Origin of the sequence: Gordonia sp. KTR9 (genome assembly GCF_000143885.2) — a bacterium.
Taxonomy (GTDB): Bacteria; Actinomycetota; Actinomycetes; order Mycobacteriales; family Mycobacteriaceae; genus Gordonia.
This window is the reverse complement of the sequence record NC_018581.1, coordinates 3,733,984-3,759,398: the sequence shown is the minus strand read 5'-3', so window position 1 is coordinate 3,759,398 and position 25,415 is coordinate 3,733,984. Positions and strand designations below refer to the sequence as shown.

The following is a 25,415-nucleotide window of genomic DNA, read 5'->3' as shown; positions in this document are numbered from 1 at the left end:
ATCCTCGTAGTAATCGGCTGGCGCGTCTTCGCCTGACCGGTCACCTCGCAGACCCCCAACCGGCATCGACGCGCCACCCTCGAACAGCGGAAGCTGTCGGGGGTTTTTTCATGCCAGGTACTTCCATCACCGATATCGGATTCCACAACCAAGATGAGGATCGTGCAGTGAGCGCACCAACAGCACGCACCGACGCCGGCCGCACCGAGCCGTCGCGTAACGCAGGACTGCGGCAGCAGTCTCCGGCGGCGGGCAACCTCCGTGCGGTAAACCAGCACACCGTTGCGCCCGAGCGCGTCAGCGGCGCCCAGTCTGTGGTTCGTTCCCTCGAGGAACTCGGTGTCGAGGTCGTCTTCGGCATTCCGGGTGGCGCGGTCCTGCCGGTCTACGACCCGCTCCTGGACTCACAGAAGGTCCGGCACGTCCTCGTCCGTCACGAGCAGGGCGCCGGCCACGCCGCGACCGGGTACGCCCAGGTCGCCGGACGCGCAGGCGTCATGATGGCCACGTCCGGTCCCGGTGCCACCAACCTGGTGACCCCGCTTGCCGACGCCCAGATGGATTCGGTGCCCGTCGTCGCGATCACCGGCCAGGTCGGACGCGCGCTGATCGGCACCGACGCGTTCCAGGAAGCCGACATCTCCGGTATCACCATGCCGGTCACCAAGCACAACTTCCTGGTCAGTCGGGCGATCGACATCCCGAAGACCATCGCGGAGGCGTTCCACATCGCCGAGAGCGGTCGTCCCGGCGCGGTCCTGGTCGACATCCCCAAGGACATCCTGCAGGCGCAGACCACGTTCTCGTGGCCGCCGCAGATCGACCTGCCCGGCTACCGTCCGGTCACCAAGCCGCACGGCAAGCAGGTTCGCGAGGCGGCCCGCCTGATCAACGCCGCGACGTCGCCGGTGCTCTACGTCGGCGGCGGTGTCATCAAGGCGAACGCGTCGGCGGAACTGCTCGAACTGGCCGAGCTCACCGGTATCCCGGTGGTCACGACTCTGATGGCGCGCGGCGCGTTCCCCGACAGTCACCAGCAGCACCTGGGCATGCCGGGCATGCACGGCACGGTGGCGGCGGTCGCGGGTCTGCAGCGCAGCGACCTGCTGATCACCCTGGGAGCGCGCTTCGACGACCGGGTCACCGGCCAGCTGTCGTCGTTCGCGCCGAACGCGAAGGTCATCCACGCCGACATCGACCCTGCGGAGATCGGCAAGAACCGGCCGGTCGACGTGCCGATCGTCGGTGACTGCAAGGCGGTCATCGAGGAGCTCACCGAGGCCCTGCGCGACGAGCGGGCGACCAGCGGCTCGACTCCTGACATCTCGCAGTGGTGGTCCTACCTCGACAACCTGCGACGGACCTACCCGCTGAGCTACGACCGTCAGACCGACGGTTCGATGTCGCCGGAGTTCGTCATCCAGGCCCTCGGCAAGGCCGCCGGACCGGACGCGGTGTACTGCGCGGGCGTCGGCCAGCACCAGATGTGGGCCGCGCAGTTCATCTCCTACGAGAAGCCGCGCACGTGGCTCAACTCCGGCGGTCTGGGCACGATGGGCTACGCGGTGCCCGCCGCCATGGGCGCCAAGGCCGCCGACCCCGACGCCGAGGTGTGGGCGATCGACGGTGACGGCTGCTTCCAGATGACCAATCAGGAACTCGCGACCTGCGCGATCGAGGGAATCCCGATCAAGGTGGCGCTGATCAACAACGGCAACCTGGGCATGGTTCGTCAGTGGCAGACGCTCTTCTACGAGGAGCGGTACTCGAACACCGATCTGTCGACCCACTCGCGGATGATCCCGGACTTCGTCAAGCTCTCGGAGGCGCTGGGCTGCGTGGCATTCCGCGTCGAACGGGAAGAAGACGTCGACGAGGTGATCGCGAAGGCCCGGGAGATCAACGACCGTCCGGTGGTCATCGACTTCATCGTCGGCAAGGACGCCCAGGTCTGGCCGATGGTCGCCGCCGGTACCGGCAACGACGAGATCATGGCCGCACGCAACATCCGGCCGCTGTTCGACGACGAGGAGTCGGCGTCGGGTCCGGTGGAGATCCACCAGACGATGGACGGCCATCAGACGGTCGAGAACGCACCGGCCGACCGCGCAACCGAGAAGGACGAGCAGTGAGCACCACCCATACCCTCAGCGTCCTGGTCGAAGACCGGCCCGGCGTCCTGGCGCGCATCTCGGCGTTGTTCTCGCGGCGCGGGTTCAACATCGAGTCGCTCGCTGTCGGCCCCACCGAACTCAAGGGCATCTCCCGGATGACGATCATGGTCTCCGTGGAGGACTTCCCGCTCGAGCAGGTCACCAAGCAGCTCAACAAGCTGATCAACGTGATCAAGATCGTCGAGCAGGACCCGGGGAGTTCGGTCTCGCGCGAGCTGATGATGGTCAAGGTGCGCTCGGACTCGACGGTGCGCACCGAGGTCATCGAGGTCGTGAATCTGTTCCGCGCCAAGGTCATCGACGTCTCGCCCGAGTCGCTCACCATCGAGGCCACGGGTACGTCGGAAAAGCTCGAAGCACTTCTGCGGATGCTCGATCCGTATGGAATCCGGGAGATCGCGCAATCAGGTGCGGTGACCCTCGGTCGAGGACCGAAGAGCATGTCGGCCAACCGCTGACAGAGAATCCCGCTGTCGTGGTGCGCATCTGAGCACCGGCGATGAGCGACAAGAGAATTACGTCCCCGGCGGATTCCGAAATCCACCGAGGACACCACATATCGAAGGGAAACATAGTGGCCATCGAACTGTTCTACGACGACGACGCGGATCTGTCGATCATCCAGGGTCGCAAGGTCGCGGTGATCGGCTACGGCAGCCAGGGCCATGCGCATTCGCTGTCGCTGCGCGATTCCGGCGTCGATGTCGTGATCGGCCTGCGCGAGGGCTCCAAGTCCAAGGCCAAGGCCGAGGAGCAGGGCCTCAAGGTGCTCACCGCCTCCGAAGCCGCCGCATGGGCCGACGTGATCATGGTCCTGGCGCCCGACACCTCGCAGGCCTCGATCTTCACCGAGGACATCGAGCCGAACCTGCAGGACGGCAACGCGCTGTTCTTCGGCCACGGCCTCAACATCCACTTCGGCCTCATCAAGGCGCCGGAGAACGTGACCGTCGCGATGGTCGCCCCCAAGGGCCCCGGCCACCTCGTGCGTCGCCAGTTCGTCGACGGCAAGGGCGTTCCCGCGCTCATCGCCGTCCACCAGGATCCCAAGGGCGAGGGTCAGGCACTCGCTTTGAGCTACGCCAGCGCCATCGGCGGCGGTCGTGCCGGAATCATCAAGACCACCTTCAAGGAAGAAACCGAGACCGACCTCTTCGGCGAGCAGGCCGTGCTGTGCGGCGGCACCGAGGAACTGGTCAAGACCGGCTTCGAGGTCATGGTCGAGGCGGGTTACGCCCCGGAGATGGCCTACTTCGAGGTGCTGCACGAGCTCAAGCTCATCGTCGACCTCATGTACGAGGGTGGCATCGCCCGCATGAACTACTCGGTCTCCGACACCGCCGAGTTCGGCGGATACGTGTCGGGCCCGCGGGTCATCGACGCCGACACCAAGGAGCGCATGCGCGGCATCCTCACCGACATCCAGGACGGCACCTTCGTCAAGCGCCTCGTCGCCAACGTCGAGGGCGGCAACAAGGAGCTCGAGGGTCTGCGCAAGGAGAACGCCGAGCACCCGATCGAGGTCACCGGCAAGAAGCTGCGCGACCTGATGAGCTGGGTGGATCGCCCGATCACCGAGACCGCCTGAGTCGCAACGACGAGCGGGCCCGCACCGGAAGGTGCGGGCCCGCTTTCGTTTCCACAAACCCACCCCTTTTCGTCAAACCCACCGGGATTTCGGGGGGAGGAAATACCGAAAAAGGGTGGATCTGGCTAGCGGTCAGTTGGCGCTGGGAGTCCCTCCCCGGCGCAGGCTTTGGTCGGCGGCGTCGTCAACGACCGGGATCGGCTGTGGATGGCCTGCGACGTGGCGTGGCGGGGACTGCTACGGTCGCCTACGAACATCAATGGGGGTGTGATGCGGGTAGATCCAGACGTGCTCCGTTCGCTTGCGAACCAAGCCGACGACGCTGCTTCGGCTCTTGTGACAGCTGATCTCGGAGGTAAGGCCCAACGTGCTGCCGACTGTGTCGACGGATCGTCGACACAGTGGGCCGCACGACTCGTCGCAATGGAACTCCGCTCGCGGGCGGAGTCGATCTCCGAGAGCATTACCGCCATCGGCGCCGCAGTTCGGGGTGCCGGCAACACCTTTGAGGTCGAGGACGAGGCACTCGCCGGGACATTCGAAAGACTCGAGTTCGGTCCCGGGGGAAAGTGACATGCTGCCAACTCGGCCGCAATTGACCGGCTGGAATCCTGGGTCACTCTCCGGGGGTGGCGAGTTGGTTGCCGCAGCGGGAACGTCGGTCGAGTCCGACGTGGGGTCGGTATACACAGCGTGTCAGAGTCTGCCCTCGCTGAGGGCGTGGACCGGCGAGAGCCACGATGCCGGGACGGCAGCGTTCCGACGGGCCGGCAACTCAGCCACCGCCCTGGCGTCATTTGCGGCATCGGTGGGTTCGGCGCTTTCGGAGGGCGCATACACGCTTGGGAAAGCGCGAACAGACCTCCTTTCCAAGGCTGATGCCGTCGACGCGAGCAAACTGTGGGTCACGGACGCGTGGGTGGTTCTGATCGATCCCATCGCGCTGACTCTCGAGGAAGCCGACCGTCTCGCTGAAGAAGCGAACAGGCAGCAGGGGGAGGTCAACCGCCTCCTGCTTGCAGTCGATGCAGCTGATGACTCGGTCGCACAAGCGATCCAATCCGCGGCGGGCAAGCATGGGTGGACGAATCCGACTGCGAACACTTTCGTCCCCATCCCCGGGCTTGTGGCCCCTACTGATCAAGTGCCCAACCCGGGCACACTCTTCGGCCTCCGGCAACAGTTGATGGTGCGTGCCGAGGACATGGCGATGACGGTACGAGCAACCGAAAAATTCGAGGACGATCAAGGTCGGCACAAGGTCCTCTACATGCAGGACGGCACTCGTCAGGTGATCACTGAATGGAATCCGTATCGGGCGTCGATGCCATCGATGAAGCTCTCTGAAACGACTGTGAAGCATTACGGGCGAGATGGAGAGGTGATCTCGACTGCGCACTCGTGGGAAGACCTCAGCGGCACCAAGAGGCTTTCGACCACATGGGCAGACGGAACGACGGCCTATGTGGAGGAGTGGGCGGACGGATACAAGAGCGGTCGGGTCACAACGCCGGACGGCCGCACAGGAGACATTCCGGCCAGCAGCCCGTTTTTCACGCATCCGATCGAGACGACCATCGGGGGCGCCCTCAGCGGGGTCGACAAGTACGCAGCCGACGGTCACAGTATTCCGCGTGTTTCGGCCGCCGCTGTCGAAAACATTGGTGTCGGTGCCAAGTACGGTGGTCCCGCCTTGGCGATCGGCGTCGGCATCTACGACGTGGTGGTGGCCGAGGACAAGTGCGTTGCCAGTATCTCGGCGGCGCTCGGAGTCGCCGGCGGATACGCAGGCGGTGTCGCCGGCGGCGGATTTTCCTCCGCGGGAGGTCCGCTCGCAGTGGGCGGTGCGGCGGTCGGTTCGATGGCCGGCAGCTGGATATTCGGGTTGGTTGGAACCAAGGTCGGCGAAGCGGTGTGCCCGTCACCAACATCGTGACTCAGCCACACGAACCCGCTTGGGCGCGGCATCCGTATCTCGCACTTACGATAAAGGACGTCATGACAAACATTCCCAGACCCGCTGAGTGGCGAGGTGGCCGTGTCACCGGTGTTTTGTTCGTCGCGCTGATGGCACCGGCGGTGGTCGCTTTGTTGGTGACGGCGTTTCGGTCGCAGGATGCGCCGACGGTGTTTGTCGCCGTGACCTTTGCGCTCGCGGTGTGCGCATTATTGGCCGGAGGGCTGCGAACGCGTGTCTTCGAACAGGTGAAACCGAATGCCGACACGTCCGTCGGACTTATCACGCTGAGATACGATCGTATCTTCGATCGTCTATCCCGTGTGGCGCTCGCTCTGGGGGCCGCAGGCGGCCTCGTGTTCGTGGCACTCGTCCCGATCGGGAAGCTCGCCCTGTCGCTGACACCCGGTCAGCGGACTTTCTTTCCAGTGGCTGTCGGCGTCATCGTCATTGCCGCGATCTATGGCGAGTATGCGCGCCACAAACATGGGCCGCCGAGGATCACATTCGACATGAATGCCTTGGAAATCAATCGAACTTCGTCGCAAACGTCGTTTCGTTGGGACGACATCACTCGCATCGACGCCGAAAGGATCGGCTCATGGCCGAAGCGCGATGTGGTGCTCATCGAAACGACGGAAACGTCCAGACCCTACGCGCTGGGTGACGCGCCCTGCTACACGCCGGGCGGCACGGCGCTGTATTCGATGTTGCGCTTCTACTGGATGAATGCCGGGTCGCGAATCGAGCTGGCGGACGGTCGTGCTGTCCAACGGCTCGACGACGAGAAGTTCGTCGACAGCGGTCCCTAGGTGTACTGACCTGAGAGGTTGGGTACGCGGCTGGCTGGTGGTTGTCCTCCGAGTGCTGTGTGACCGCGGTGGTGATTGTAACCGCGGTGGTGATTGTAGTGGTGCAGCCAGATCGGGAACTGTGCGCAGCGTTCGGTGTCGCTGGTGTAGAGCCGGTCGTAGGCCCATTCGTCGGCCAGGGTGCGGTGAAACCGTTCGACCTTGCCGTTGGTTTGCGGCCGATACGGCCGGGTTCGGCGGTGGATGATCGATGGCCCGAGCGCATCGGCGAATGCATGCGACTTGTAGCAAGAACCGTTGTCAGTCAACACTTTCCGAACCTCGATACCGCGCTCGGCAAACCAGTGCTGGGCACGCAGCCAGAACTCGGCGGCGGTCTCTTTGCGTTCATCAGCCAGAATCTCCGAGTACGCCAACCGTGAGTGGGCATCGATGGCGGTGTGCAGGAAGTGATAACCGCGCACGGGGTTGCGGTACTTGTTCTGCTTCCCGCTGCTCTTGTCGGCGCGACTGTTACGGCGGCCGGCGGTGCGGCCGAGTTTGCGCCAGCCACCGCCGGCGGGGATCTTGCCGAGTTTCTTGACGTCGACATGCACCAGTTCACCTGGGGTTGCCGACTTCATCCGACGGATAACCCGCCCGGTGGGGCGATCCAGCCAGCGCAAACGAGCCAGGCCGTAGCGAGACAGCACTCGGTGCACAGTCGAGGGGTTAAGGCCGAGCAGGTAGGCGATGCGTGCGGGTCCCCAGCGGCGCAGGACACGGACTTTGATGATGCGGCGTTCAGTGCGGGTCGGTGTGCGGTTGGGGCTGACATGCGGGCGGCTGCTGCGATCGACCATCCCGGCCGGCCCGTGGCCGCGGTAGCGGCGGGCCCAGCGTTGGGCGGTCGTCGGGGCGACCTGAAAGCGTTCAGCGGCACGGCGGATCGACCAACCGTCCTCAACGATGCACTTGGCCAGACGCAGACGACCTGTTTCGGTCAGCGGGGCGTTACGGTGGGACACGAAGACCTCCGGTTGAGCGGGTGCGTTACCTAGGCAGTTCGCACTCTCACTCGGAGGTCTTCGTCATGTCATCCCGCCACGCCGTACCTAACGTCCGTGGTTAGTACACCTAGGCCGCCCGCCGGCGATGGGCGGCGCAGCGCGGCCGGCCATGCCGAGGATTGCGACCTACCGCCATCCCCCGAACGGTTGGATGTGTGCCGGGGTGCCGCGCCGGGCCTGCTGTCCAGACACTATCGGCCGAGTCCGGACAAATCGGTGATCTCGGCTGCCGCTCCGGGTTCGAGGATTCGGTCACCAGCACCCCCGCGTCCGGCGGTCTCGGGCCATCGACTGCGACTTGGCGATGACACTCGGCTTCGCCGACTCGCAATATCAACTGAGACAACGCCTTTGATGGCAAGCCAGGTGACTACATCGATAATGCGGCCATCGAGATCCCGGGCGACCATATCGTCTATTCGTGCTCCGACCCGGCCGGCGGTCGTGCCGCCGTCGAGCAGCTGTCCCGGCCTGTCTTCGCGACAAATGACTTCGCTGCGATCGGAGCTGGGCGGGAACGCGGGATCCGAGTCACCGACGTCGTCGCACTCGTCGGTACAACGACGCGCCCATCGCCGCGGGCGGCGCCGTCCCGCTCACGACGATCCACTCACGGATGCACGAGATCCGCCCCAGAACACGACGACGCCCCGGAGGAGAATCATCCGGGGCGTCGGTGGGGGTGGGACTCGGAGTCGTCAGGCGACCCGGAAGCCCCGGTAGGCGTCGAGCGAAGCGATCCGCTTGAGGATCGGCTGGATGTTGGTACCGGTCTCGGGGCCGAGGCAGCCGAGGAAGTAGTAGGCGTTGACCATTCCGACGAGGCGATCGCCGACGACGACCGGGCTGCCGGAGTCACCTTCGATCACGCACATCTGGCTGACGTGGACGTCGCCATCGGAGAACCAGGCGATACCGCAGGTGTTGCCGGTGGTCCGGCCTTCTTTGCAGGCGATCGTCGGGAAGGCGAGGGGCTTCGGGTCGACCGAGCGGATCGTCACGCCGCGCACGGTACGCAGCGGCACGACGCGCGAGGCGTCGAATTCGATGATCGCCATGTCGAGATCGGGAGCGGTGTACGTGATGGTGCCCGCCTGGCCGCGATCCTGGAAGGTCTCGGAGTAGACCTTCTGACCGGGTGTGCCGCAATGTCCCGCGGTGACGCCGATGAGCTTGTTGGTCTTCGAGCGGCCGATGGTGGTCATCGTGCAGGCCGCCGCCGAATTGCCGCCCTTGAGCACCAGGATCCCGGAGCCACCTCCAAGGAAGATCTTCGCCGGTGCGGCGACCGCGACGCCCCCTCCCCAGCCGGCCAGCACCGTCGCAGCCAAAACCGCCAACAGCACTGTCAGCTTCTTCGTCATCCGCACTCCACTTCTCGGGTCCAACCAGTTCTCGGTCACGGGCATTCGGCCACCCGTCGGGACTTCGAAACTGGCGGCAAGCACACCGTACCGGTCCCCCCGGGCGCTCACGGCTGCGTGGGATCGACCCGCGGTCGGTTTGCAACACTTCCGTGATGCTCCATGCAAGGTAACCGTAATGCGGGTCACACTCTACCCATGCAGGAGGACAGGACTCCGAATTCGGGGTAGGCCACGTGCTCGGCGGCACCTACCACACCTTTAAGCTGTCGTACGGAGTCGTCACCGACACTCCGCATCGCCGATCGTGAAACCGCACTCCCCGAATCTGGAGAAATGACTGTGAGCTCTGCTGGCCGCCCGGTTGTACTCATCGCCGACAAGCTGGCGCCGTCCACCGTGGAAGCACTCGGTGACGGTGTCGAGGTGCGATGGGTCGACGGTCCGGATCGTCCCAAGTTGCTCGAGGCGGTCGTCGACGCCGACGCCATCCTGGTCCGCTCCGCGACGACCGTGGACGCCGAGGTCCTCGACGCGGGCAAGAAGCTGAAGATCATCGCCCGGGCGGGTGTCGGTCTGGACAACGTGGACGTCCCCGCGGCCACCGAGCGCGGCGTCATGGTCGTCAACGCCCCGACCTCGAACATCCACACTGCCGCCGAACACGCCATCGCGCTGCTGATGTCGGCGTCGCGTGAGATCCCCGCTGCTGACGCAACCCTGCGTGAGAAGACCTGGAAGCGTTCGTCGTTCAACGGCGTCGAGATCTTCGACAAGACCGTCGGCGTCGTCGGGCTCGGCCGGATCGGTCAGCTCGTGGCTGCCCGGCTGGCCGCTTTCGAGACCCACATCATCGCCTACGACCCCTATGTGTCGCCCGCCCGCGCGGCCCAGCTGGGCATCGAGCTGGTCAGCCTCGACGAACTGCTCGAGCGCGCCGACTTCATCACCGTGCACCTGCCGAAGACGCCGGAGACCCTGGGTCTCATCGGCGCCGAGCAGCTCGCCCGGACCAAGAAGGGCGTGGTCATCGTCAACGCCGCCCGCGGTGGCCTGATCGACGAACAGGCCCTCGCCGACGCGATCACCTCCGGTCAGGTCCGCGCCGCCGGACTCGACGTCTTCGCCACCGAGCCCTGCACCGACTCGCCGCTGTTCGAGCTCCCGCAGGTCGTCGTGACCCCGCACCTCGGTGCGTCGACCAGCGAGGCGCAGGACCGCGCCGGCACCGACGTCGCCAAGAGCGTGCGGCTCGCGCTGGCCGGACACTTCGTCCCCGACGCGGTCAACATCACCGGCGGCGCCGTCGACGAAGAGGTCGCGCCGTGGCTCGAGGTCGCCCGCAAGGCCGGCGTCCTCGTCGGTGCCATCAGCAAGGAACCGCCGACGTCGCTGGTCGTCGATGTCCGCGGCGAACTGGCCGCGAAGAACGTCGAGGTGCTCGGTCTGTCGGCGCTGCGTGGCCTGTTCTCCGCCGTGCTCGACGAGCCCGTCACGTTCGTCAACGCCCCGGCCGTCGCCGAGAGCCGTGGCGTCACCAGCGAGGTGACCACCGCACCGGACAGCCCCAACCACCGCAGTGTCGTCGACGTGAAGGCCGTCTTCGCCGACGGTTCGGTGCACAACGTGTCGGGCACCCTCACCGAGCCGCGTCTCGTCGAGAAGATCGTCAACATCAACGGCCGCAACTTCGACCTCCGCGCCGAAGGCCACAACCTCATCGTCAGTTACGCCGACCAGCCGGGTTCGCTGGGCAAGATCGGCACGCTGCTCGGCAACGCCGGCGTCGACATCCTCGCCGCCGGCCTGTCGCAGGACGCAGAGGGCGGCGGCGCCACGATGATGCTGCGCGTGAGCAGTGTCGTCGACGACGACGTCGTCGCCGCGATCGGTGACGCGGTCTCGGCAACCCTCATCGAACAGGTCGACCTCGCATGAGACTCGCAGTCATCGCCGGCGACGGCATCGGACCCGAGGTCATCGGGGAGGCGCTCGGCGTCCTCGAGGCGGTCGTTCCGTCGGTCAGCACCACCGAGTTCGATCTCGGAGCGCGCCGCTACCACCGCAACGGCGAACTGCTGACCGAGGACGACCTCGAGTCCCTCCGCCGTCACGACGCAATCCTGTTGGGCGCCATCGGAGATCCATCGGTGCCGTCGGGTGTGCTGGAGCGCGGGCTGCTCCTCACCATGCGATTCGCCCTCGACCACCACGTCAACCTGCGCCCGTCGCGTCGTTTCCCCGGTGTCTCCTCGCCGCTCGCCGGTGACCCCGACATCGACTTCGTGGTGGTCCGGGAGGGGACCGAGGGTCCCTACACGGGCAATGGCGGTGCCATCCGGGTCGGCACCCCGAACGAGGTCGCCACCGAAGTCAGCGTCAACACCCGCTTCGGCGTCGAGCGCGTGGTGCGCAACGCTTTCCAGCGCGCGCAGCAACGTCGCAAGAAGCTGACGCTGGTCCACAAGACCAACGTCCTGACCTTCGCCGGGTCGATGTGGAGTCGCGCGGTCGACGAGGTCGGCGCCGAGTTCCCGGACGTGACGACCGACTACTGCCATGTGGACGCGGCGACCATCTATCTGGTCACCGATCCCGGGCGATTCGACGTCATCGTCACCGACAACCTGTTCGGCGACATCATCACCGACATCGCCGCTGCGGTGAGCGGCGGCATCGGACTGGCCGCATCGGGCAACATCGACGCCACCGGTGCCAACCCGTCGATGTTCGAGCCCGTCCACGGGTCGGCTCCCGACATTGCCGGTCAGGGCAAGGCCGATCCGACCGCCGCGATCCTGTCGGTCGCACTCCTGCTCCAGCATCTCGGCGACCTCGACGCCGCCGCCCGGATCGAGAAGGCCGTCGCCGACGACCTCGCCGATCGCAGCGGCACGTTCGGCACCGCTGAGATCGGGGCACGCATCCGCGAGCGGCTGTAGTTCCGGCCCCCGCGCCGACCACTCTCGCGACCGACAGACCTCAACTCGACTGGTGGACTTCGATCGAAGTCCACCAGTCGAGATGAGGTTCATCGGTCGGGTTGGTATTCAGCACAGGACGTTCGCGCATCCCGTTCTGTCAGAACAGCTCTGCATTCACGCGTCCACCAAGTCGTCGGCTCCCGGCGACCGATCGCGGGGGACCAGCGGTGTCGCGACGAGCGGCGCGAGGGCGGTCGCCGCGAACGCGATGGGGAAGCCGACCGCCGCGATCAGTGCCCCCAGTAGCGGTGTGGTGGCCGCGGTGACCAGATACTGCCCGGTGTTCTGGACGGCGAGGCCGCGCCCGCTCCATTCCGGTCCCACGTATTCGGCGATGGCGGTGAACGCCAAGCCGTTGTCGGCGACGGAGATGATGCTCGCCACCGCCATGAGGGCGGGTGCCAGCGGACTGTCGAACCAGTCGGCGATCGCCAGCGCGGACATGGCGGCGACACCGGCGACCGCGATCACCCGTACGGGTCGCATCCGCGACAACCAGGCATCCGACCATCGTCCGGCGACTATCCGGCCCAGCGCACCGATGACCTGGGTCACCGTGATCAGCGTGCCGGCGCCGGCCGGTGACCATCCGTGCGCGACGATGAGCCAGGTGGGTACGAAGGTCCACAGCATCGACTGCGGGATGACGAGCAGCATGCTGACGATGTGGACACGCGCGAGGAAAGAGTTGCCGCGGTAGGGATTCGCACGCGCGGGAGAGTCGTCGACCACCGCGGCGGGAGTGGTGCGGCGCGGTGGGTCGGTGATGCCGATGATCACCGCGACCAGGCCTGCGGCAGTCACGATCGCTGGGATCGCCAGTGCCGCAGCAGGTCCCGAGCTCGCCGCGACGACCGGCATGGTGAGTGCGCACACGCCGATTCCCAGCGGCTGGGCCATCTGTCGGATGCCCATCGCGGTCCCGCGCTGATGGGCGGGGAACCAGCCGACGACGATGCGGCCGCTGGCCCCGTTGGCAGCTCCCGAACCGAGACCGCCCACGAAGAGTGCGGCGCCCACGACGAGGTACGACGCGTCGGCCGCCGCGGCGACCGCGGCCGCGATCGCGCCGCTGAGGGAGATCGACAGCGACAGCAACAGGATGCGGCGTTCGCCGTAGCGGTCCAACAGGATCCCCCAAGGGATCGTCGCGGCCATCAGGCCGATGGTCGGGATCGCGGCGAGCGTCGACGCCTCGGTCAATGAGAGTCCGGCGTCGGTGTGGAGCGCCGGGATCAGGTAGGCGACACCGCTGACCACGCACGTCGTGGTGAGTGCGGCGAGGAGCGAGCAGCCGAGGATGACCCACCTTCTGGCAGTGGTGATGTCGTCGACATGGGTCATGTTCTGCTCACCTCGCAGTCTGATCAGACGGACGCCCGTGGTGCGGATCTCAATATATGAAACTCTGCGTCCACATTCTAAAACCGGCTCGGAGGTCTGCCAACTCGGCTCCCAACGTGTGGGATCGACGGTGCGATAAGGTCTGGGACATGCGCTTAGGTCGAATTGCGAGTCCTGACGGCGTGGCATTCGTGTCCGTCGAGGGCGATGGTGACGACGCCGTGATGAAGGAGATCGCTGAGCACCCCTTCGGCACGCCGACGTTCACCGGCCGCTCGTGGAAGGCGGCAGATGTGCGGATTCTGGCACCGATCCTGGCCAGCAAGGTGATCTGCATCGGGAAGAACTACGCCGCGCACGCCGCGGAGATGGGTGGCGAGGCGCCCGCCGATCCGGTGATCTTCCTCAAGCCCAACACCTCGATCATCGGGCCCGAGCTGCCCATCGTGCGCCCGCCGTCGTCGGAACGCGTGGACTACGAAGGTGAACTGGCGATCGTCATCGGACGTGCGTGCAAGGACGTGAAGGCCGCGCAGGCCAAGGACGTGATCCTCGGTTACACGGTCGCCAACGACGTGACCGCCCGCGACCACCAGCAGGCCGACGGGCAGTGGACCCGGGGGAAGAGCTACGACTCCTTCTGTCCGCTCGGTCCGTGGATCGACACCGCGTTCGACCCGGCCGATGTCGAACTCGTGACCGAACTCGACGGCGAGGTCAAGCAGCGGACCCGGACGTCGTTGATGCTCCACGACGTCGGTGAGATCGTGGAGTGGATCTCCCGCGTCATGACCCTGCTGCCGGGTGACGTGATCCTCACGGGCACCCCGGAAGGTGTGGGGCCGATGGTCGCCGGCCAGCGCGTCTCGGTGACCGTCGAAGGAATCGGTACGCTCTCCAACCCGGTGGTGGACAAGTGACAGCTCCCAGCACGGCACGAGTCAACGGCATCGACATCTCCTACAGCGTGGCCGGTTCGGGCCCGCTGGTCGTCATGGTGATGGGGACCGGTAGCCCCGGACGCGTGTGGAAGGCCCACCAGGAACCGGCGTTGGTCAAGGCCGGATTCACCGTGGTGACCTTCGACAACCGCGGTGTCGCCCCGTCATCGGAGTGTGCCGAGGGATTCACGCTCGACGACATGGTCGCCGACACAGCCGCCCTGATCGAGCACCTCGGTCGCGGTCCGGCGATCGTGATCGGTACCTCGCTCGGCGCCCGGATCACCCAGGAGCTGGCGCTGGCGCGGCCGGATGTGGTCAAAGCGGCGGTGATGGTCGCGACCTATGGCCGCAACACTCCACTGCAGGAGGCGATCTCGGCCGGGGAGCGGGCGCTCTACGACAACAAGATCAAGCTGCCGCCCGAGTACGAGGCCGCGATCACCGCCCATCTGAACCTGTCGCCACACACGCTCGACGACGACCGCACCGCGCGCGACTGGCTCGACATCATCGGGTTCTCCCCGCAGACGATCACCCCGGGTGTGCGTGCGCAGCTCGAACTCCACAACAAGGAGTCCAACCGCCTCGCGGCCTACCGCGGCATCACCCGGCCCGCCCTGGTCGTCGGTTTCGCCGACGATCGGACGCTGCCGGCGAAGCTGGCGCGCGAAGTCGCCGAGGCCATTCCGGGCGCGCAATACGTCGAGATCGAACGAGCCGGTCATTTCGGGTATCTCGAACAGCCGGCCGAGGTGAATCGGGTCCTCGTCGAGTTCTGCGAGGCGCACCGGGCCTGACGGCGGGCATGTCCGGGGCGTGGCACGGCTTCGATACCCTGAGCCAATGACCAGTACTGAGGGTGTGCGCGTCCGATTCTGTCCGTCTCCGACGGGGACGCCGCACGTGGGGCTCGTGCGGACCGCGCTGTTCAACTTTGCCCAGGCCCGCCACGACGCCGGCACTTTCGTCTTCCGCATCGAGGACACCGATGCCGCGCGCGACAGCGAGGAGTCCTACGCGGCGATCCTCGACGCGCTGCGCTGGCTGGGACTCGACTGGGACGAGGGGCCCGAGGTGGGGGGACCCTACGGGCCCTACCGGCAGTCGGAGCGTCGGGAACTCCATGCCGACGTCGTCGCCCGGCTGCTCGCAGCGGGCGAGGCCTATGAGGCCTTCTCCACACCCGAGGAAGTCGAGGCCCGTCATCGCGCCGTCGGCCGTGACCCGAAACTGGGTTACGACAACTTCGACCGCGACCTGACTCCCGATCAGCGCGCTGCGTACGTGGCCGAGGGGCGCAAACCCGTTGTCCGACTGCGCATGCCGGACACCGACATCTCGTGGGACGATCTCGTGCGCGGTACGACGACCATCAAGGCCGGGACCGTGCCGGACTTCGCCCTCACGCGCGCCTCGGGCGATCCGCTCTACACCCTGGTCAATCCGGTCGACGACGCCATGATGAAGATCACGCATGTGCTGCGCGGCGAGGACCTCTTCTCGTCGACCCCGCGCCAGCTCGCACTGTACGACGCGCTGATCCGCATCGGCGTCGCCGATTCGGTTCCGTCCTTCGGCCACCTTCCGTTCGTCATGGGGGAGGGCAACAAGAAGCTCTCCAAGCGCGACCCGCAGTCGAATCTGTTCCACCACCGCGACCGCGGGTTCATCCCCGAAGGCCTGCTCAACTACCTCGCGCTGCTCGGCTGGGGTTACAAGAGTGATGTCGACGTCTTCAGCCTCGACGAGATGATCGCGGCTTTCGATGTGCGGCAGGTCAATTCCAACCCCGCGCGCTTCGACCAGAAGAAGGCCGACGCCATCAACGCCGAGCACATCCGCCGGTTGGACCTCGGCGACTTCACCGCCCGGCTCAAGTCGTATCTCGTCGCGCAGGGCAAGCTCGCCGAGACCGCCGACGACGAGACCTTCGCAGCTCTGGCCGAACTGGTGCAGACGCGCATCCAGGTCCTGGGTGACGCCTGGGATCTCATCCGGTTCGTCTACGTCTCGGACGCCGACTTCACGATCGACGAGAAGGCGGCGAGCAAGAACCTGGGTGCCGACGCCGTGCCGGTTCTGGACGCCACCATCGCCGCGATCGAGTCGCTGGATTCCTTCACCACGACCGCGCTGCAGGACGCGCTGAACGCCGCCCTGGTGGACGATCTGGGACTCAAACCGCGCAAGGCGTTCGGTCCGGTGCGCGTGGCCGTGACCGGTTCGCAGATCAGTCCTCCGCTGTTCGAGTCGATGGAGATCCTGGGTCGCGACAAGACGCTCGCGAGGCTGGCCTCGGCCCGGCGGATTGCAGCCGAATAAGGGGTCTGAGCTGCACGTTTGTGGACTTCCGGCAACCCTTTGATACTCTCTTTCTCGGCAGTTTTCCGCAAGGAGAACCACGCCAATGGGGTATGGTGTAATTGGCAACACAGCGGTTTCTGGTACCGCCATTCTAGGTTCGAGTCCTGGTACCCCAGCGGACAGAAGGAGATCGAGACCGTGCTAAGGTCTTGATCGCCGGAAGTTCCCATGGCCCCGTCGTCTAGCGGCCTAGGACGCCGCCCTCTCAAGGCGGTAGCGCGGGTTCGAATCCCGTCGGGGCTACGAGAAACACCCTCCCTCTGCACTGCAGGGGGAGGGTGTTTTGCTATGCGCCACAGGCCATCTCGTCTGAGTCACGCTGATCACAGCGCGACGCGGACGGAGCTGGGTCGGCGTCTGTCACCGTCGTCGGGTCACAGGAACTCGGCGGTGCTCCCGGAGGCGGGCATCTCGGGGATGCCGAGCTTGCGGTGATCCCAGGAACGAGTGCGGGACGGTCTGATCCGGACGGCCACGCGCTTGTTCATCATCTGCTCCACGAAGGGCCGCGATTCCTCGGTGTAGGGCGCGGTGTAGCGCTCCCAGACGCTGATGCCGACCTTCAGGCACGAGTCGGGGTCGTCGAGGATCTCCGCGTTGCCCTCGAACGCGACGCCCCGGAGGGTGTCGTAGGTGTCGCCGTCTTCGATCATCACCGAGCACCGGCTGTTGCGGCGGATGTTGACGGCCTTCTGCGACTTGGATTTCGTCTCGAACCAGATGTCGCCGTCGACGATCCCGTACCACATCGCCACCAGGTGGATGTTCCCGTCGGGTCCGGTCGTGGCGAGGGTGGCGGTCCGGCTGCGCGCGACGAACTCGGTGATCTCGGCCTCGGACATGACGATCTGACTGCGTTGATTGACTCCCATTCCCCGACGCTAGCCCACCGACGGGTGCATCGGAACGGCACCGGGTGCAACGGCTCTGGGTCAGGGGCGTGCCGCCTGGAGGCGTTTGTGGATGGCGTCCGCGGCGGCGAGCAGATCGGCGGCCCAGCGCGCACCCGGCCGGCGGCCCATGCGGTCGATCGGCCCGGACACCGAGATCGCGGCGACGACGTCACCGTTGCCGTCGCGCACGGGAGCCGACACACTCGCCACTCCGGCGGCGCGTTCGCCTGCGCTCTGCGCCCACCCGCGGCGGCGGATCTCGTGGAGCGCGCGCTCGCTGAAGATGCTGTCCGGCAAGAGCGCACGTTGGGTCGCGGGATCGGCCCAGGCGAGCAGGACCTTCGCCGCCGACCCCGCGCTCATCGGGAAGCGGGTGCCCACCGGCACGGTGTCGCGCAGTCCGGTCGGTGGTTCCATCGCGGCGACGCAGACGCGTTCGGCTCCTTCGCGGCGATAGACCTGGACCGATTCGCCGGTGATGTCGCGGAGCCGGGGGAGGACCATCAGGGCCGACTCGGTGATGGGATCGTGTGCCGAGGAGGCGAGTTCGCCGAGGACGGGGCCGGGCTGCCAGCGCCCGGTGACGTCCCTGGTGAGGAAGCGGTGGGTCTCGAGCCCGACCGCGAGCCGGTGCGCCGTCGCCCGCGGCAGGCCGGTTCGTTCGCAGAGCTCCGACAGGTTGCACGGGGCCTCGGCGATCGCGTGCAGCACCGCCACGGACTTGTCGAGCACGCCGATTCCGCTGCTGACCGCAGATGCGGTATCCTTTCCCATAGGACGATACTAGCTGTCCAAATAGTGAGATGCACGTTCGAAAGCCAGCCAGAACGTCGAGACCGCGTGCAGAGTCCGAAGAACCCGAGACAGATAACGAGTGCAGCCATGAGCAACAGCCCAGCCCAGCCGCTAACTCTCGCCGAGAAGGTGTGGCGCGATCACGTCGTGGTCCCCGGTGGCGCCGACGCGTCGGGCACCAACGATCCCGACCTGATCTACATCGACCTCCACCTCGTACACGAGGTCACCAGTCCGCAGGCCTTCGAGGGCCTGCGTCTCGCCGGGCGACCGGTCCGGCGACCGGACCTGACGATCGCGACCGAGGACCACAACGTCCCGACGATGGACATCGACAAGCCCATCGCCGACCCGGTCTCGCGCACTCAGGTCGACACACTTCGCAGCAACTGCGAGGAGTTCGGCATCCGCCTGCATCCGATGGGTGATGCCGAGCAGGGCATCGTCCACGTCGTCGGGCCGCAGCTGGGCCTGACCCAGCCCGGCATGACCGTCGTCTGCGGCGACAGCCACACGTCGACACACGGCGCCTTCGGAGCGATCGCGATGGGAATCGGCACCAGCGAGGTCGAGCACGTGCTCGCGACACAGACCCTGTCTCTGCGGCCGTTCAAGACGATGGCCATCAACGTCGACGGCGAGCTGCCGCCCGGTGTGACGAGCAAGGACCTGATCCTCGCGATCATCGCGAAGATCGGCACCGGCGGCGGACAGGGCTACGTGCTGGAGTACCGCGGCGAGGCCATCCGGAAGCTGTCCATGGAAGCCCGGATGACGGTGTGCAACATGTCGATCGAGGCAGGGGCCCGGGCGGGGATGATCGCGCCCGACGAGACCACCTATGAGTTCTTGAAGGGGCGCCCGCATGCCCCGGCCGGTGCCGATTGGGATGCCGCGGTTGCCTATTGGGACAGCCTGCGCACCGATCCCGACGCCACCTTCGACGCCGAGGTGCACATCGACGCCTCCACGCTGACCCCCTTCGTCACGTGGGGAACCAACCCGGGCCAGGGCGCGCCGCTCGGCGCCGCGGTACCGGACCCGGCCGATTACGGCGACGAGGTCAAGGCAGGCGCCGCGGCGAAGGCGCTGGAGTACATGGGCCTGGAGCCCGGAACGCCGCTGCGCGACATCAAGGTCGACACGGTCTTCGTCGGCTCGTGCACGAACGGCCGGATCGAGGATCTGCGCGAGGTCGCCGACATCCTGAAGGGGCGCAAGGTCGCGGACGGCATGCGGATGCTGATCGTCCCCGGCTCGATGCGCGTACGCGCGCAGGCCGAGGAAGAAGGACTGGGTGAGATCTTCGTCGCCGCCGGCGCCGAGTGGCGGCAGGCCGGGTGCTCGATGTGCCTGGGCATGAACCCGGATCAGCTCGCCCCGGGTGAGCGGTGCGCGTCGACCTCGAACCGCAATTTCGAAGGGCGCCAGGGCAAGGGTGGTCGAACCCACCTCGTGTCACCGGCAGTGGCGGCGGCCACCGCCCTGCGCGGCACCTTGTCCGCGCCCGCCGATCTGGACTCACTGCCGGCGACCGCCGATCTCGGTTGAGTCACGGTCCGAACCACATCCCGGCCACATCATTCGAACAGGGGCATTCTCATGGAACCGTTCACCGAACACACCGGCATCGGCGTCCCGCTGCGCCACAGCAACGTCGACACCGACCAGATCATCCCGGCCGTCTATCTGAAGCGGGTGACGCGCACCGGCTTTGAAGACGGTCTCTTCGCCGGCTGGCGAACCGATCCCGACTTCATCCTCAACAACGAGCCCTGGAGCCGCGGGTCGGTCCTGGTCGCCGGCCCCGACTTCGGCACCGGCTCCTCGCGTGAGCACGCGGTCTGGGCCCTGTCCGATTTCGGCTTCCGCGTGGTGATCTCGTCCCGCTTCGCCGACATCTTCCGCGGCAACTCGGGCAAGGCGGGTCTGGTGGCCGCCCAGGTCGAGCAGTCCGATGTCGAGCTGCTGTGGAAGCGGCTCGAGGAGACTCCGGGCCTCGAACTGACGGTGAGCCTTGTCGATAAGACGGTCACCGCTGGAGACCTCGTGGTGCCGTTGGCAATTGATGACTACACGCGGTGGCGTCTGATGGAGGGTCTCGACGACATCGGCCTCACGTTGCGCCAGGTAGACGCGATTTCCGAGTACGAGTCGACGCGGCCTGGCTTCAAGCCGCGCACCCTGGCGGGCTGATTTCTCGCTGCCGCGGCGGGGCGATCCCGTCGCGGCGGCACCGTCGTGAGCTGCCATGCCATTTCGCAACACGGCATCCTAATTGGCGTGGAAGATGGACGTTTTCACATCCGACGTTTACCGTGTGTTGGTAGCTGGCCGAAACTCGGTCAGATCAGCTTGCGGAGGTACTCATGAACAAGGCGGAGCTCATTGATGAGCTGACCAAGAAGCTCGACGCGGATCGCAAGACTGCGACAGAAGCGGTCGAGCTCGTCGTCGACACGATCGTGCGCGCAGTCAACAAGGGCGAGAGCGTGACGATCACCGGCTTCGGCGTATTCGAAAAGCGGAAGCGCGCACCGCGCGTCGCCCGCAACCCGCGGACCGGCGAGACCGTGAAGGTCCGCGCAACATCTGTTCCGGCATTCCGTCCGGGAGCTCAGTTCAAAGCCGTTGTGGCCGGCAAGCAGAAGCTGTCCGCCACCGGTCCGGCTGTGAAGCGCGGCAGCGGAACCACCACCACGGCAGCCAAGAAGGCTGCGCCGGCGAAGAAGACCGCCGCCAAGAAGGCGACCACCGCGGCCAAGAAGACCACCGCGGCCAAGAAGGCTCCGGCCAAGACCACGGCGGCCAAGAAGACTACCGCGGCCAAGAAGGCTCCGGCCAAGACCACGGCGGCCAAGAAGACCACGACGGCCGCGAAGAAGGCTCCGGCCAAGAAGGCCGCGCCGGCAAAGAAGGCCACGGCCGCGAAGAAGGCTCCGGCCAAGAAGGCTCCTGCAAAGAAGACCGCAGCCAAGAAGACCACCCGTCGCTGACCCGCGGACTACCGCGGTCGACAACCACAGTTCAGCCCCCGGCGTACTTCCCCCGCCGGGGGCTGAGCTGTGTTCGGACGATCACCGGAGGCGGTGTCGTCCGCGTGCCGACTCCGACTCAGGTTGCGGGAAGCGGTCCGGCGATGTGGTCGGCCGCCACGAGGCGGCCGTCGTACAGGGACAGAACCCATACGCTCCCCTTGCGATTGGACGCCTTGGGAAGCGAGATCGAGTCCCGGTCGGCCCACCACTCCATGAGGGGCGGAATCACCTTGCCCTGGCTGCAGACCGCCAGGGTCGACGTCGTGTCGGCCGCGAGTCGAAGGATCCGGTGTTGCGCCGCTGCCGGATTCGTCCGGTACGTCTCCTCCGAAAGGTCCGGCTCGGCATGCAGCTCGACGCCGAGGCGGTCGCGCAACGGTTCCAGGGTCTGCTCGCATCGCACGCGATCAGCCGAGTGGATGCGGCCCGCCCCGAACGCCAGCAGCAACGGGACGAGGGCGGCGGCCTGCGCCCGGCCCAGCTTGTCGAGGGGGCGCAACCGGTCGTCGCCCTTGTACGTCGAGCGCCGGCCGGCCTTGGCGTGCCGGACCAACAAAAACGTGTGCAGGTCCGCGGGTAGTCGCACGAACTCCTCCAGGATCGTGCGGTCGAGCGGGTAGCTCAAGGCCTCCCGGGCCCTGTCGACCGAGAGCCAGTGCAGATCGTCGACCTCGCTGCCGGCGACGAAAGCCCCGTCGATGGCCCGCGCCGACCAGTAGCGCACATGCTTGCGCGCGCCACCGAGGTCGTAGTGGACGTCGTCGAGGTGCCTGCCGAGGACGACGTGTTGTCCGGTCTCCTCGGCGATCTCGCGCACCGCGGTGTCGATGAGCGTCTCGCCCGGCTCGGCCTTTCCCTTGGGCAGCGTCCAGTCGTCGTACTTCGGGCGGTGGACGACCGCGATCTCGACACCGTCGGTCTCGGCGGAACCGGAGACCCCCGGCCGCCAGACCACGCCGCCCGCGGCCCACACCTCATTCGTCTTCTTCGCCATATCGGTGGTGATGGTAGAGGCCGAAGGTTACGCGTCGGTGCCGGTCACGAACTGGTCTCCGGCCGACGTCGATTGCGCCGCATCATCTGTCGCTGATGGTCGCGCACCTCCTCGCCCTCGGCGGGTGAGGCGACCCAGCTCCCGTCGGAATGCAGAACCCAGCAGCGGGTTCGGGGGTCGAGCGCGGAGGCGAAGATGTCGCCGAGTTCGCCGGCCAGACGTTCATCACGGACGTTCACCATCACCTCGACGCGCCGATCCAGATTGCGATGCATCATGTCCGCGCTGCCGAACCAGTACTGGTTCTGCGCACCGAAGTACAGGATTCGCGAGTGCTCGAGGAACTGCCCCAGGATCGACCGCACGTGGATGTTGTCGCTGTAACCCTCGACCCCGGGCCGCAGGGCGCTGATGCCCCGGACGACGACATCGACCGGTACCCCGCTCTGGGAGGCTCGGTAGAGCGCATCGATCACCTGCTCGTCGACAAGGGCATTCGCCTTGAGCTGGATCCGCGCTCGAGTGTCCCCCTCGCGGAAGAGCTCGATCTCGCGGTGGATCCGCTTGATGATGCCGGCCCGGATGCCGTGCGGCGCAACGAGGATGTTGCGGTACTCCTGCTTGCGTGAATAACCGGTCAGGGTGTTGAACAGGTCGGTCAGATCGGCGCCGATGTCGGGTGCGGCGGTCAGCAGGCCCACGTCCTCGTAGAGCCGTGCTGTCTTCGGGTTGTAGTTCCCGGTGCCGATGTGGCAGTACCGCTTGATCGTCGAGCCCTCACGACGCACCACAAGGCAGGTCTTGCAGTGGGTCTTGAGTCCCACGAGGCCGTAGACGACGTGGACGCCGGCCTGCTCGAGCTTGCGTGCCCACTTGATGTTCGCCTGCTCGTCGAAGCGTGCCTTGATCTCGACCAGGGCGACGACCTGTTTGCCGGCCTCGGCGGCGTCGATGAGCGCGTTGACGATCGGGGAGTCGCCGGAAGTGCGGTACAGCGTCTGCTTGATGGCGAGTACCTGGGGGTCGGCCGCGGCCTGCTCGATGAATCGCTGGACGCTCGTCGAGAACGAGTCGTACGGATGGTGCACGAGCACGTCGCCGTCGCGCAGTGTCGAGAACACGCTCTTGGGTGTTTCCCGCTCGCCGAACGCCGGATGGGTGGCGGGGACGAACGGGCGGTCCTTCAGGTGCGGGCGGTCGAGCGCGTAGATCTCGAAAAGTGATGACAGATCGAGGAGTCCGGGCACCTGGATGACATCGGCGGGGTCCACCTCGAGCTCGCGCAGCAACAACTCGAGCATGTGCTCGGTCATGTCATCGGCCACCTCGAGCCGCACCGGGGAGCCGAACCGGCGCCGGGCGAGTTCACGCTCCAGGGCCTGGAGCAGATCCTCGTCCCGGTCCTCCTCGACTTCGAAGTCGGCGTTACGGGTGATCCGGAACACGTGGTGCTCAACGATTTCCATCCCCGGGAACAGATTGCCGAGGTTGGCCGCGATCAGACTCTCCAGCGGCAGATACACCGCGCGTTTGGCCGCCTTGTCGTCGGTGCCCCGATACGGCGACAACCGGTCGACCCGGATGAAGCGGTTCACGTTGTCGGGGACCTTGACCCGCGCGAAATGCTCGCCGCTCTCGTTGACGTCGCGGACCGTCACGGCGAGGTTCAACGACAACCCGCTGATGTACGGGAACGGGTGAGCGGGATCGACGGCCAGCGGCGTCAGGACCGGGAAGACCTCGTCCTGGAAGTAGTCCGTCATCCGCGCCTGCTGCTCGTCCGTGAGCTGTGACCAGGTCACCACGTAGATGTCGTTGTCGGCCAACGCCGGTCGGACCGAGTCGAGGAATACGCGCGCGTGGCGGTCGGCGATGGTCTGGGCACGGCCGGCGATCCGCATGAGCTGCTCTCGAGGCGACAGCCCGTCCGCGGACCGAACCGACAGGCCGGTCTCGTCACGACGTTTCAGCCCGGCCACCCGGACCATGAAGAACTCGTCGAGATTCGAGGCGAAGATCGCGAGGAACTTCGCGCGATCGAGGAGCGGCAACGAGGTGTCCTCGGCGAGCGCGAGCACGCGGGAGTTGAAGTCCAGCCAGCTCAATTCCCGGTTGAGGTAGCGGTCCTCGGGCAGGTCGGCGGACTCGTCGGGAACCAAGGTGGCGGCCGGCGGTGCGTGGGGTATCGGTGACATGGTGAACGTGGTGGTGGTCTTGGAGGAGTCGTCGTCGGCGGGGCTCACCCCCCAATGATGACCCATCTCGGTCCTCGGCGTACACGCCCGCCGGATAGACCGGGATCGATGCCGTGTGCGGGTCAGAGATGACGCAGCGCAGCGGTGGTGTGTGGTCCGAGACCGAGTTCGCGGGCGACGGCGAGGTCCGTCGCGGTGTCGACGTCGGTGCGCAGGTCGGGCCAGTTCCGGCCCGCGGGATCGAGTTCGACGGCGCCGGCCGATCGGTGTGCGGCCGCGGAACCGGGGCCGAAGCGCGGTGCCGCGTCGTCGGCGACGGTTCCGTGCAACAGGACCGTCCCGGTGCCGTCGCGGTCGGTGAGGAAGCTGGATCGATGGTGCTGTGCCTCACGCAGCACGGCGGTGATCGACGTGCTCGTCGCGGCGGGCAGGTCCGCCTGGACGTACATCATGCCCGTCGACTCGGGCCAGGCCTCGCGTGCCCATCGTGCGCCGTCGACGAATGCGGCATTGAGTCCCGCAGCCGCAGGAGCCGCCGACTCCCGCAGGCCGCGCATGCCCGAACGCCGCGCCGCGGCGAGGACCTCGTCGTCGGGGCTGACGACGACGATGCGGGAGATCCCCGCGCCGCGCAGGGCGTCGACGGTGTCGAGGAACATCGCGAGCACCAGCGAGCCGCGGGTGACCGGATCATCGCCTTCGAACGCGGTGGACAGGGTTGCGGCCAATCGCGACTTCGCGCGATGCAGGCTCTTCACCGCCAGCACAGCCGCGACGGTCGGCGCGACGGGCTCGCTGCCCCCGGCGTCGACGATCGTCGGGTCGGCGTCCGCGCCGACAGTGCCGTGTTCCATGCAGACCATCATGATGCACCGACCGATGGCCGGTGACATTCCGGGTCGGTCACACCGGGGAGGGCA

22 protein-coding genes and 2 tRNA genes are annotated in these 25,415 nt (G+C 66.5%); 16 read left to right on the top strand and 8 right to left on the bottom strand.

All coding sequences use genetic code 11. The features are described from left to right. Positions 1 to 167: 167 nt before the first annotated feature. The 6 genes from KTR9_RS17665 to KTR9_RS17640 all read left to right on the top strand — a co-directional run bounded on the left by KTR9_RS17665 (position 168) and on the right by KTR9_RS17640 (position 6,531). Positions 168 to 2,132 carry an acetolactate synthase large subunit gene (locus KTR9_RS17665; RefSeq protein ID WP_044506995.1) on the top strand — a complete coding sequence of 655 codons (1,965 nt, stop codon included), beginning with the start codon at positions 168 to 170 and terminating at the stop codon, positions 2,130 to 2,132. Continuing rightward, positions 2,129 to 2,632 carry an acetolactate synthase small subunit gene (gene ilvN / locus KTR9_RS17660; protein WP_004019305.1) on the top strand — a complete coding sequence of 168 codons (504 nt, stop codon included), beginning with the start codon at positions 2,129 to 2,131 and terminating at the stop codon, positions 2,630 to 2,632. The genes KTR9_RS17665 and ilvN overlap by 4 nt, the downstream gene beginning before the upstream one ends. A gap of 116 nt (positions 2,633 to 2,748) precedes the next feature. Continuing rightward, on the top strand, positions 2,749 to 3,762 hold the full coding sequence (gene ilvC / locus KTR9_RS17655; protein WP_010841326.1) for a ketol-acid reductoisomerase: 1,014 nt from the start codon (positions 2,749 to 2,751) through the stop codon (positions 3,760 to 3,762). A 168-nt stretch (positions 3,763 to 3,930) separates the two neighbouring features. Next, positions 3,931 to 4,335 carry a hypothetical protein gene (locus KTR9_RS27370; protein ID WP_238553918.1) on the top strand — a complete coding sequence of 135 codons (405 nt, stop codon included), beginning with the start codon at positions 3,931 to 3,933 and terminating at the stop codon, positions 4,333 to 4,335. Positions 4,336 to 4,681: 346 nt separating this feature from the next. Beyond that, entirely contained in the window at positions 4,682 to 5,698 is a 1,017-nt protein-coding gene (locus tag KTR9_RS17645; RefSeq protein WP_238553916.1) for a hypothetical protein, read from the top strand. A 62-nt stretch (positions 5,699 to 5,760) separates the two neighbouring features. Then, complete coding sequence (locus KTR9_RS17640) at positions 5,761 to 6,531, top strand: hypothetical protein (RefSeq protein WP_014927497.1); 771 nt, start codon at positions 5,761 to 5,763, stop codon at positions 6,529 to 6,531. Here KTR9_RS17640 and KTR9_RS17635 read toward each other — a convergent pair. Next, positions 6,528 to 7,538 (bottom strand): IS481 family transposase, encoded by a 1,011-nt coding sequence (locus KTR9_RS17635; RefSeq protein ID WP_014927496.1) that lies wholly within the window; start codon positions 7,536 to 7,538, stop codon positions 6,528 to 6,530. The genes KTR9_RS17640 and KTR9_RS17635 overlap by 4 nt on opposite strands. A gap of 740 nt (positions 7,539 to 8,278) precedes the next feature. After that, positions 8,279 to 8,944, bottom strand: coding sequence for a trypsin-like peptidase domain-containing protein (locus tag KTR9_RS17630; protein WP_010841325.1), 666 nt, complete (start codon positions 8,942 to 8,944; stop codon positions 8,279 to 8,281). A 342-nt stretch (positions 8,945 to 9,286) separates the two neighbouring features. Between KTR9_RS17630 and serA the strand changes: the two genes are divergently transcribed. Then, a complete protein-coding gene (serA, locus tag KTR9_RS17625) occupies positions 9,287 to 10,882 on the top strand; it encodes a phosphoglycerate dehydrogenase (protein ID WP_044508049.1) in 1,596 nt (531 codons plus the stop codon). Further along, on the top strand, positions 10,879 to 11,886 hold the full coding sequence (locus KTR9_RS17620; RefSeq protein ID WP_014927493.1) for a 3-isopropylmalate dehydrogenase: 1,008 nt from the start codon (positions 10,879 to 10,881) through the stop codon (positions 11,884 to 11,886). The genes serA and KTR9_RS17620 overlap by 4 nt, the downstream gene beginning before the upstream one ends. A 156-nt stretch (positions 11,887 to 12,042) precedes the next feature. Here KTR9_RS17620 and KTR9_RS17615 read toward each other — a convergent pair whose 3' ends face one another. Then, a complete protein-coding gene (locus KTR9_RS17615) occupies positions 12,043 to 13,272 on the bottom strand; it encodes an MFS transporter (protein ID WP_014927492.1) in 1,230 nt (409 codons plus the stop codon). Between the two features lie 149 nt (positions 13,273 to 13,421). Here KTR9_RS17615 and KTR9_RS17610 point away from each other — a divergent pair, with 149 nt between their 5' ends. The 5 genes from KTR9_RS17610 to KTR9_RS17590 all read left to right on the top strand — a co-directional run bounded on the left by KTR9_RS17610 (position 13,422) and on the right by KTR9_RS17590 (position 16,823). Continuing rightward, positions 13,422 to 14,192, top strand: coding sequence for a fumarylacetoacetate hydrolase family protein (locus KTR9_RS17610; protein WP_010841321.1), 771 nt, complete (start codon positions 13,422 to 13,424; stop codon positions 14,190 to 14,192). Next, positions 14,189 to 15,013 (top strand): alpha/beta fold hydrolase, encoded by an 825-nt coding sequence (locus KTR9_RS17605; protein ID WP_014927491.1) that lies wholly within the window; start codon positions 14,189 to 14,191, stop codon positions 15,011 to 15,013. The genes KTR9_RS17610 and KTR9_RS17605 overlap by 4 nt, the downstream gene beginning before the upstream one ends. A 46-nt stretch (positions 15,014 to 15,059) precedes the next feature. Then, positions 15,060 to 16,538, top strand: a complete 1,479-nt coding sequence (gene gltX / locus KTR9_RS17600; RefSeq protein ID WP_044506988.1) for a glutamate--tRNA ligase — start codon at positions 15,060 to 15,062, stop codon at positions 16,536 to 16,538. A gap of 86 nt (positions 16,539 to 16,624) precedes the next feature. Continuing rightward, positions 16,625 to 16,696 (top strand) — tRNA-Gln (locus tag KTR9_RS17595). A gap of 54 nt (positions 16,697 to 16,750) precedes the next feature. Next, a tRNA-Glu gene (locus KTR9_RS17590) sits at positions 16,751 to 16,823 on the top strand. A 131-nt stretch (positions 16,824 to 16,954) separates the two neighbouring features. Here KTR9_RS17590 and KTR9_RS17585 read toward each other — a convergent pair. Together KTR9_RS17585 and KTR9_RS17580 are read right to left on the bottom strand one after the other, a co-directional pair. Next, positions 16,955 to 17,452: a PPOX class F420-dependent oxidoreductase gene (locus KTR9_RS17585; RefSeq protein WP_010841318.1), complete on the bottom strand. Its 498-nt coding sequence runs from the start codon at positions 17,450 to 17,452 to the stop codon at positions 16,955 to 16,957. 60 nt (positions 17,453 to 17,512) lie between these two features. After that, complete coding sequence (locus KTR9_RS17580) at positions 17,513 to 18,247, bottom strand: IclR family transcriptional regulator (RefSeq protein ID WP_014927489.1); 735 nt, start codon at positions 18,245 to 18,247, stop codon at positions 17,513 to 17,515. Between the two features lie 108 nt (positions 18,248 to 18,355). Here KTR9_RS17580 and leuC point away from each other — a divergent pair, with 108 nt between their 5' ends. From leuC to KTR9_RS17565, 3 genes are all read left to right on the top strand, one after another. Beyond that, positions 18,356 to 19,819 (top strand): 3-isopropylmalate dehydratase large subunit, encoded by a 1,464-nt coding sequence (gene leuC / locus KTR9_RS17575; RefSeq protein WP_010841316.1) that lies wholly within the window; start codon positions 18,356 to 18,358, stop codon positions 19,817 to 19,819. 51 nt (positions 19,820 to 19,870) lie between these two features. After that, complete coding sequence (gene leuD, locus KTR9_RS17570) at positions 19,871 to 20,464, top strand: 3-isopropylmalate dehydratase small subunit (RefSeq protein WP_010841315.1); 594 nt, start codon at positions 19,871 to 19,873, stop codon at positions 20,462 to 20,464. Positions 20,465 to 20,637: 173 nt separating this feature from the next. Then, positions 20,638 to 21,264 carry an HU family DNA-binding protein gene (locus tag KTR9_RS17565; protein ID WP_014927487.1) on the top strand — a complete coding sequence of 209 codons (627 nt, stop codon included), beginning with the start codon at positions 20,638 to 20,640 and terminating at the stop codon, positions 21,262 to 21,264. 118 nt (positions 21,265 to 21,382) lie between these two features. On the opposite strand, the gene KTR9_RS17560 is transcribed toward KTR9_RS17565, so the two are convergent. The 3 genes from KTR9_RS17560 to cofC form a co-directional block, all read right to left on the bottom strand. Continuing rightward, positions 21,383 to 22,300: an NUDIX hydrolase gene (locus KTR9_RS17560; RefSeq protein ID WP_014927486.1), complete on the bottom strand. Its 918-nt coding sequence runs from the start codon at positions 22,298 to 22,300 to the stop codon at positions 21,383 to 21,385. 44 nt (positions 22,301 to 22,344) lie between these two features. Beyond that, positions 22,345 to 24,543, bottom strand: coding sequence for an RNA degradosome polyphosphate kinase (locus KTR9_RS17555; protein ID WP_035717008.1), 2,199 nt, complete (start codon positions 24,541 to 24,543; stop codon positions 22,345 to 22,347). 74 nt (positions 24,544 to 24,617) lie between these two features. Continuing rightward, entirely contained in the window at positions 24,618 to 25,349 is a 732-nt protein-coding gene (cofC, locus tag KTR9_RS17550; RefSeq protein WP_238553915.1) for a 2-phospho-L-lactate guanylyltransferase, read from the bottom strand. Positions 25,350 to 25,415 lie beyond the last annotated feature (66 nt).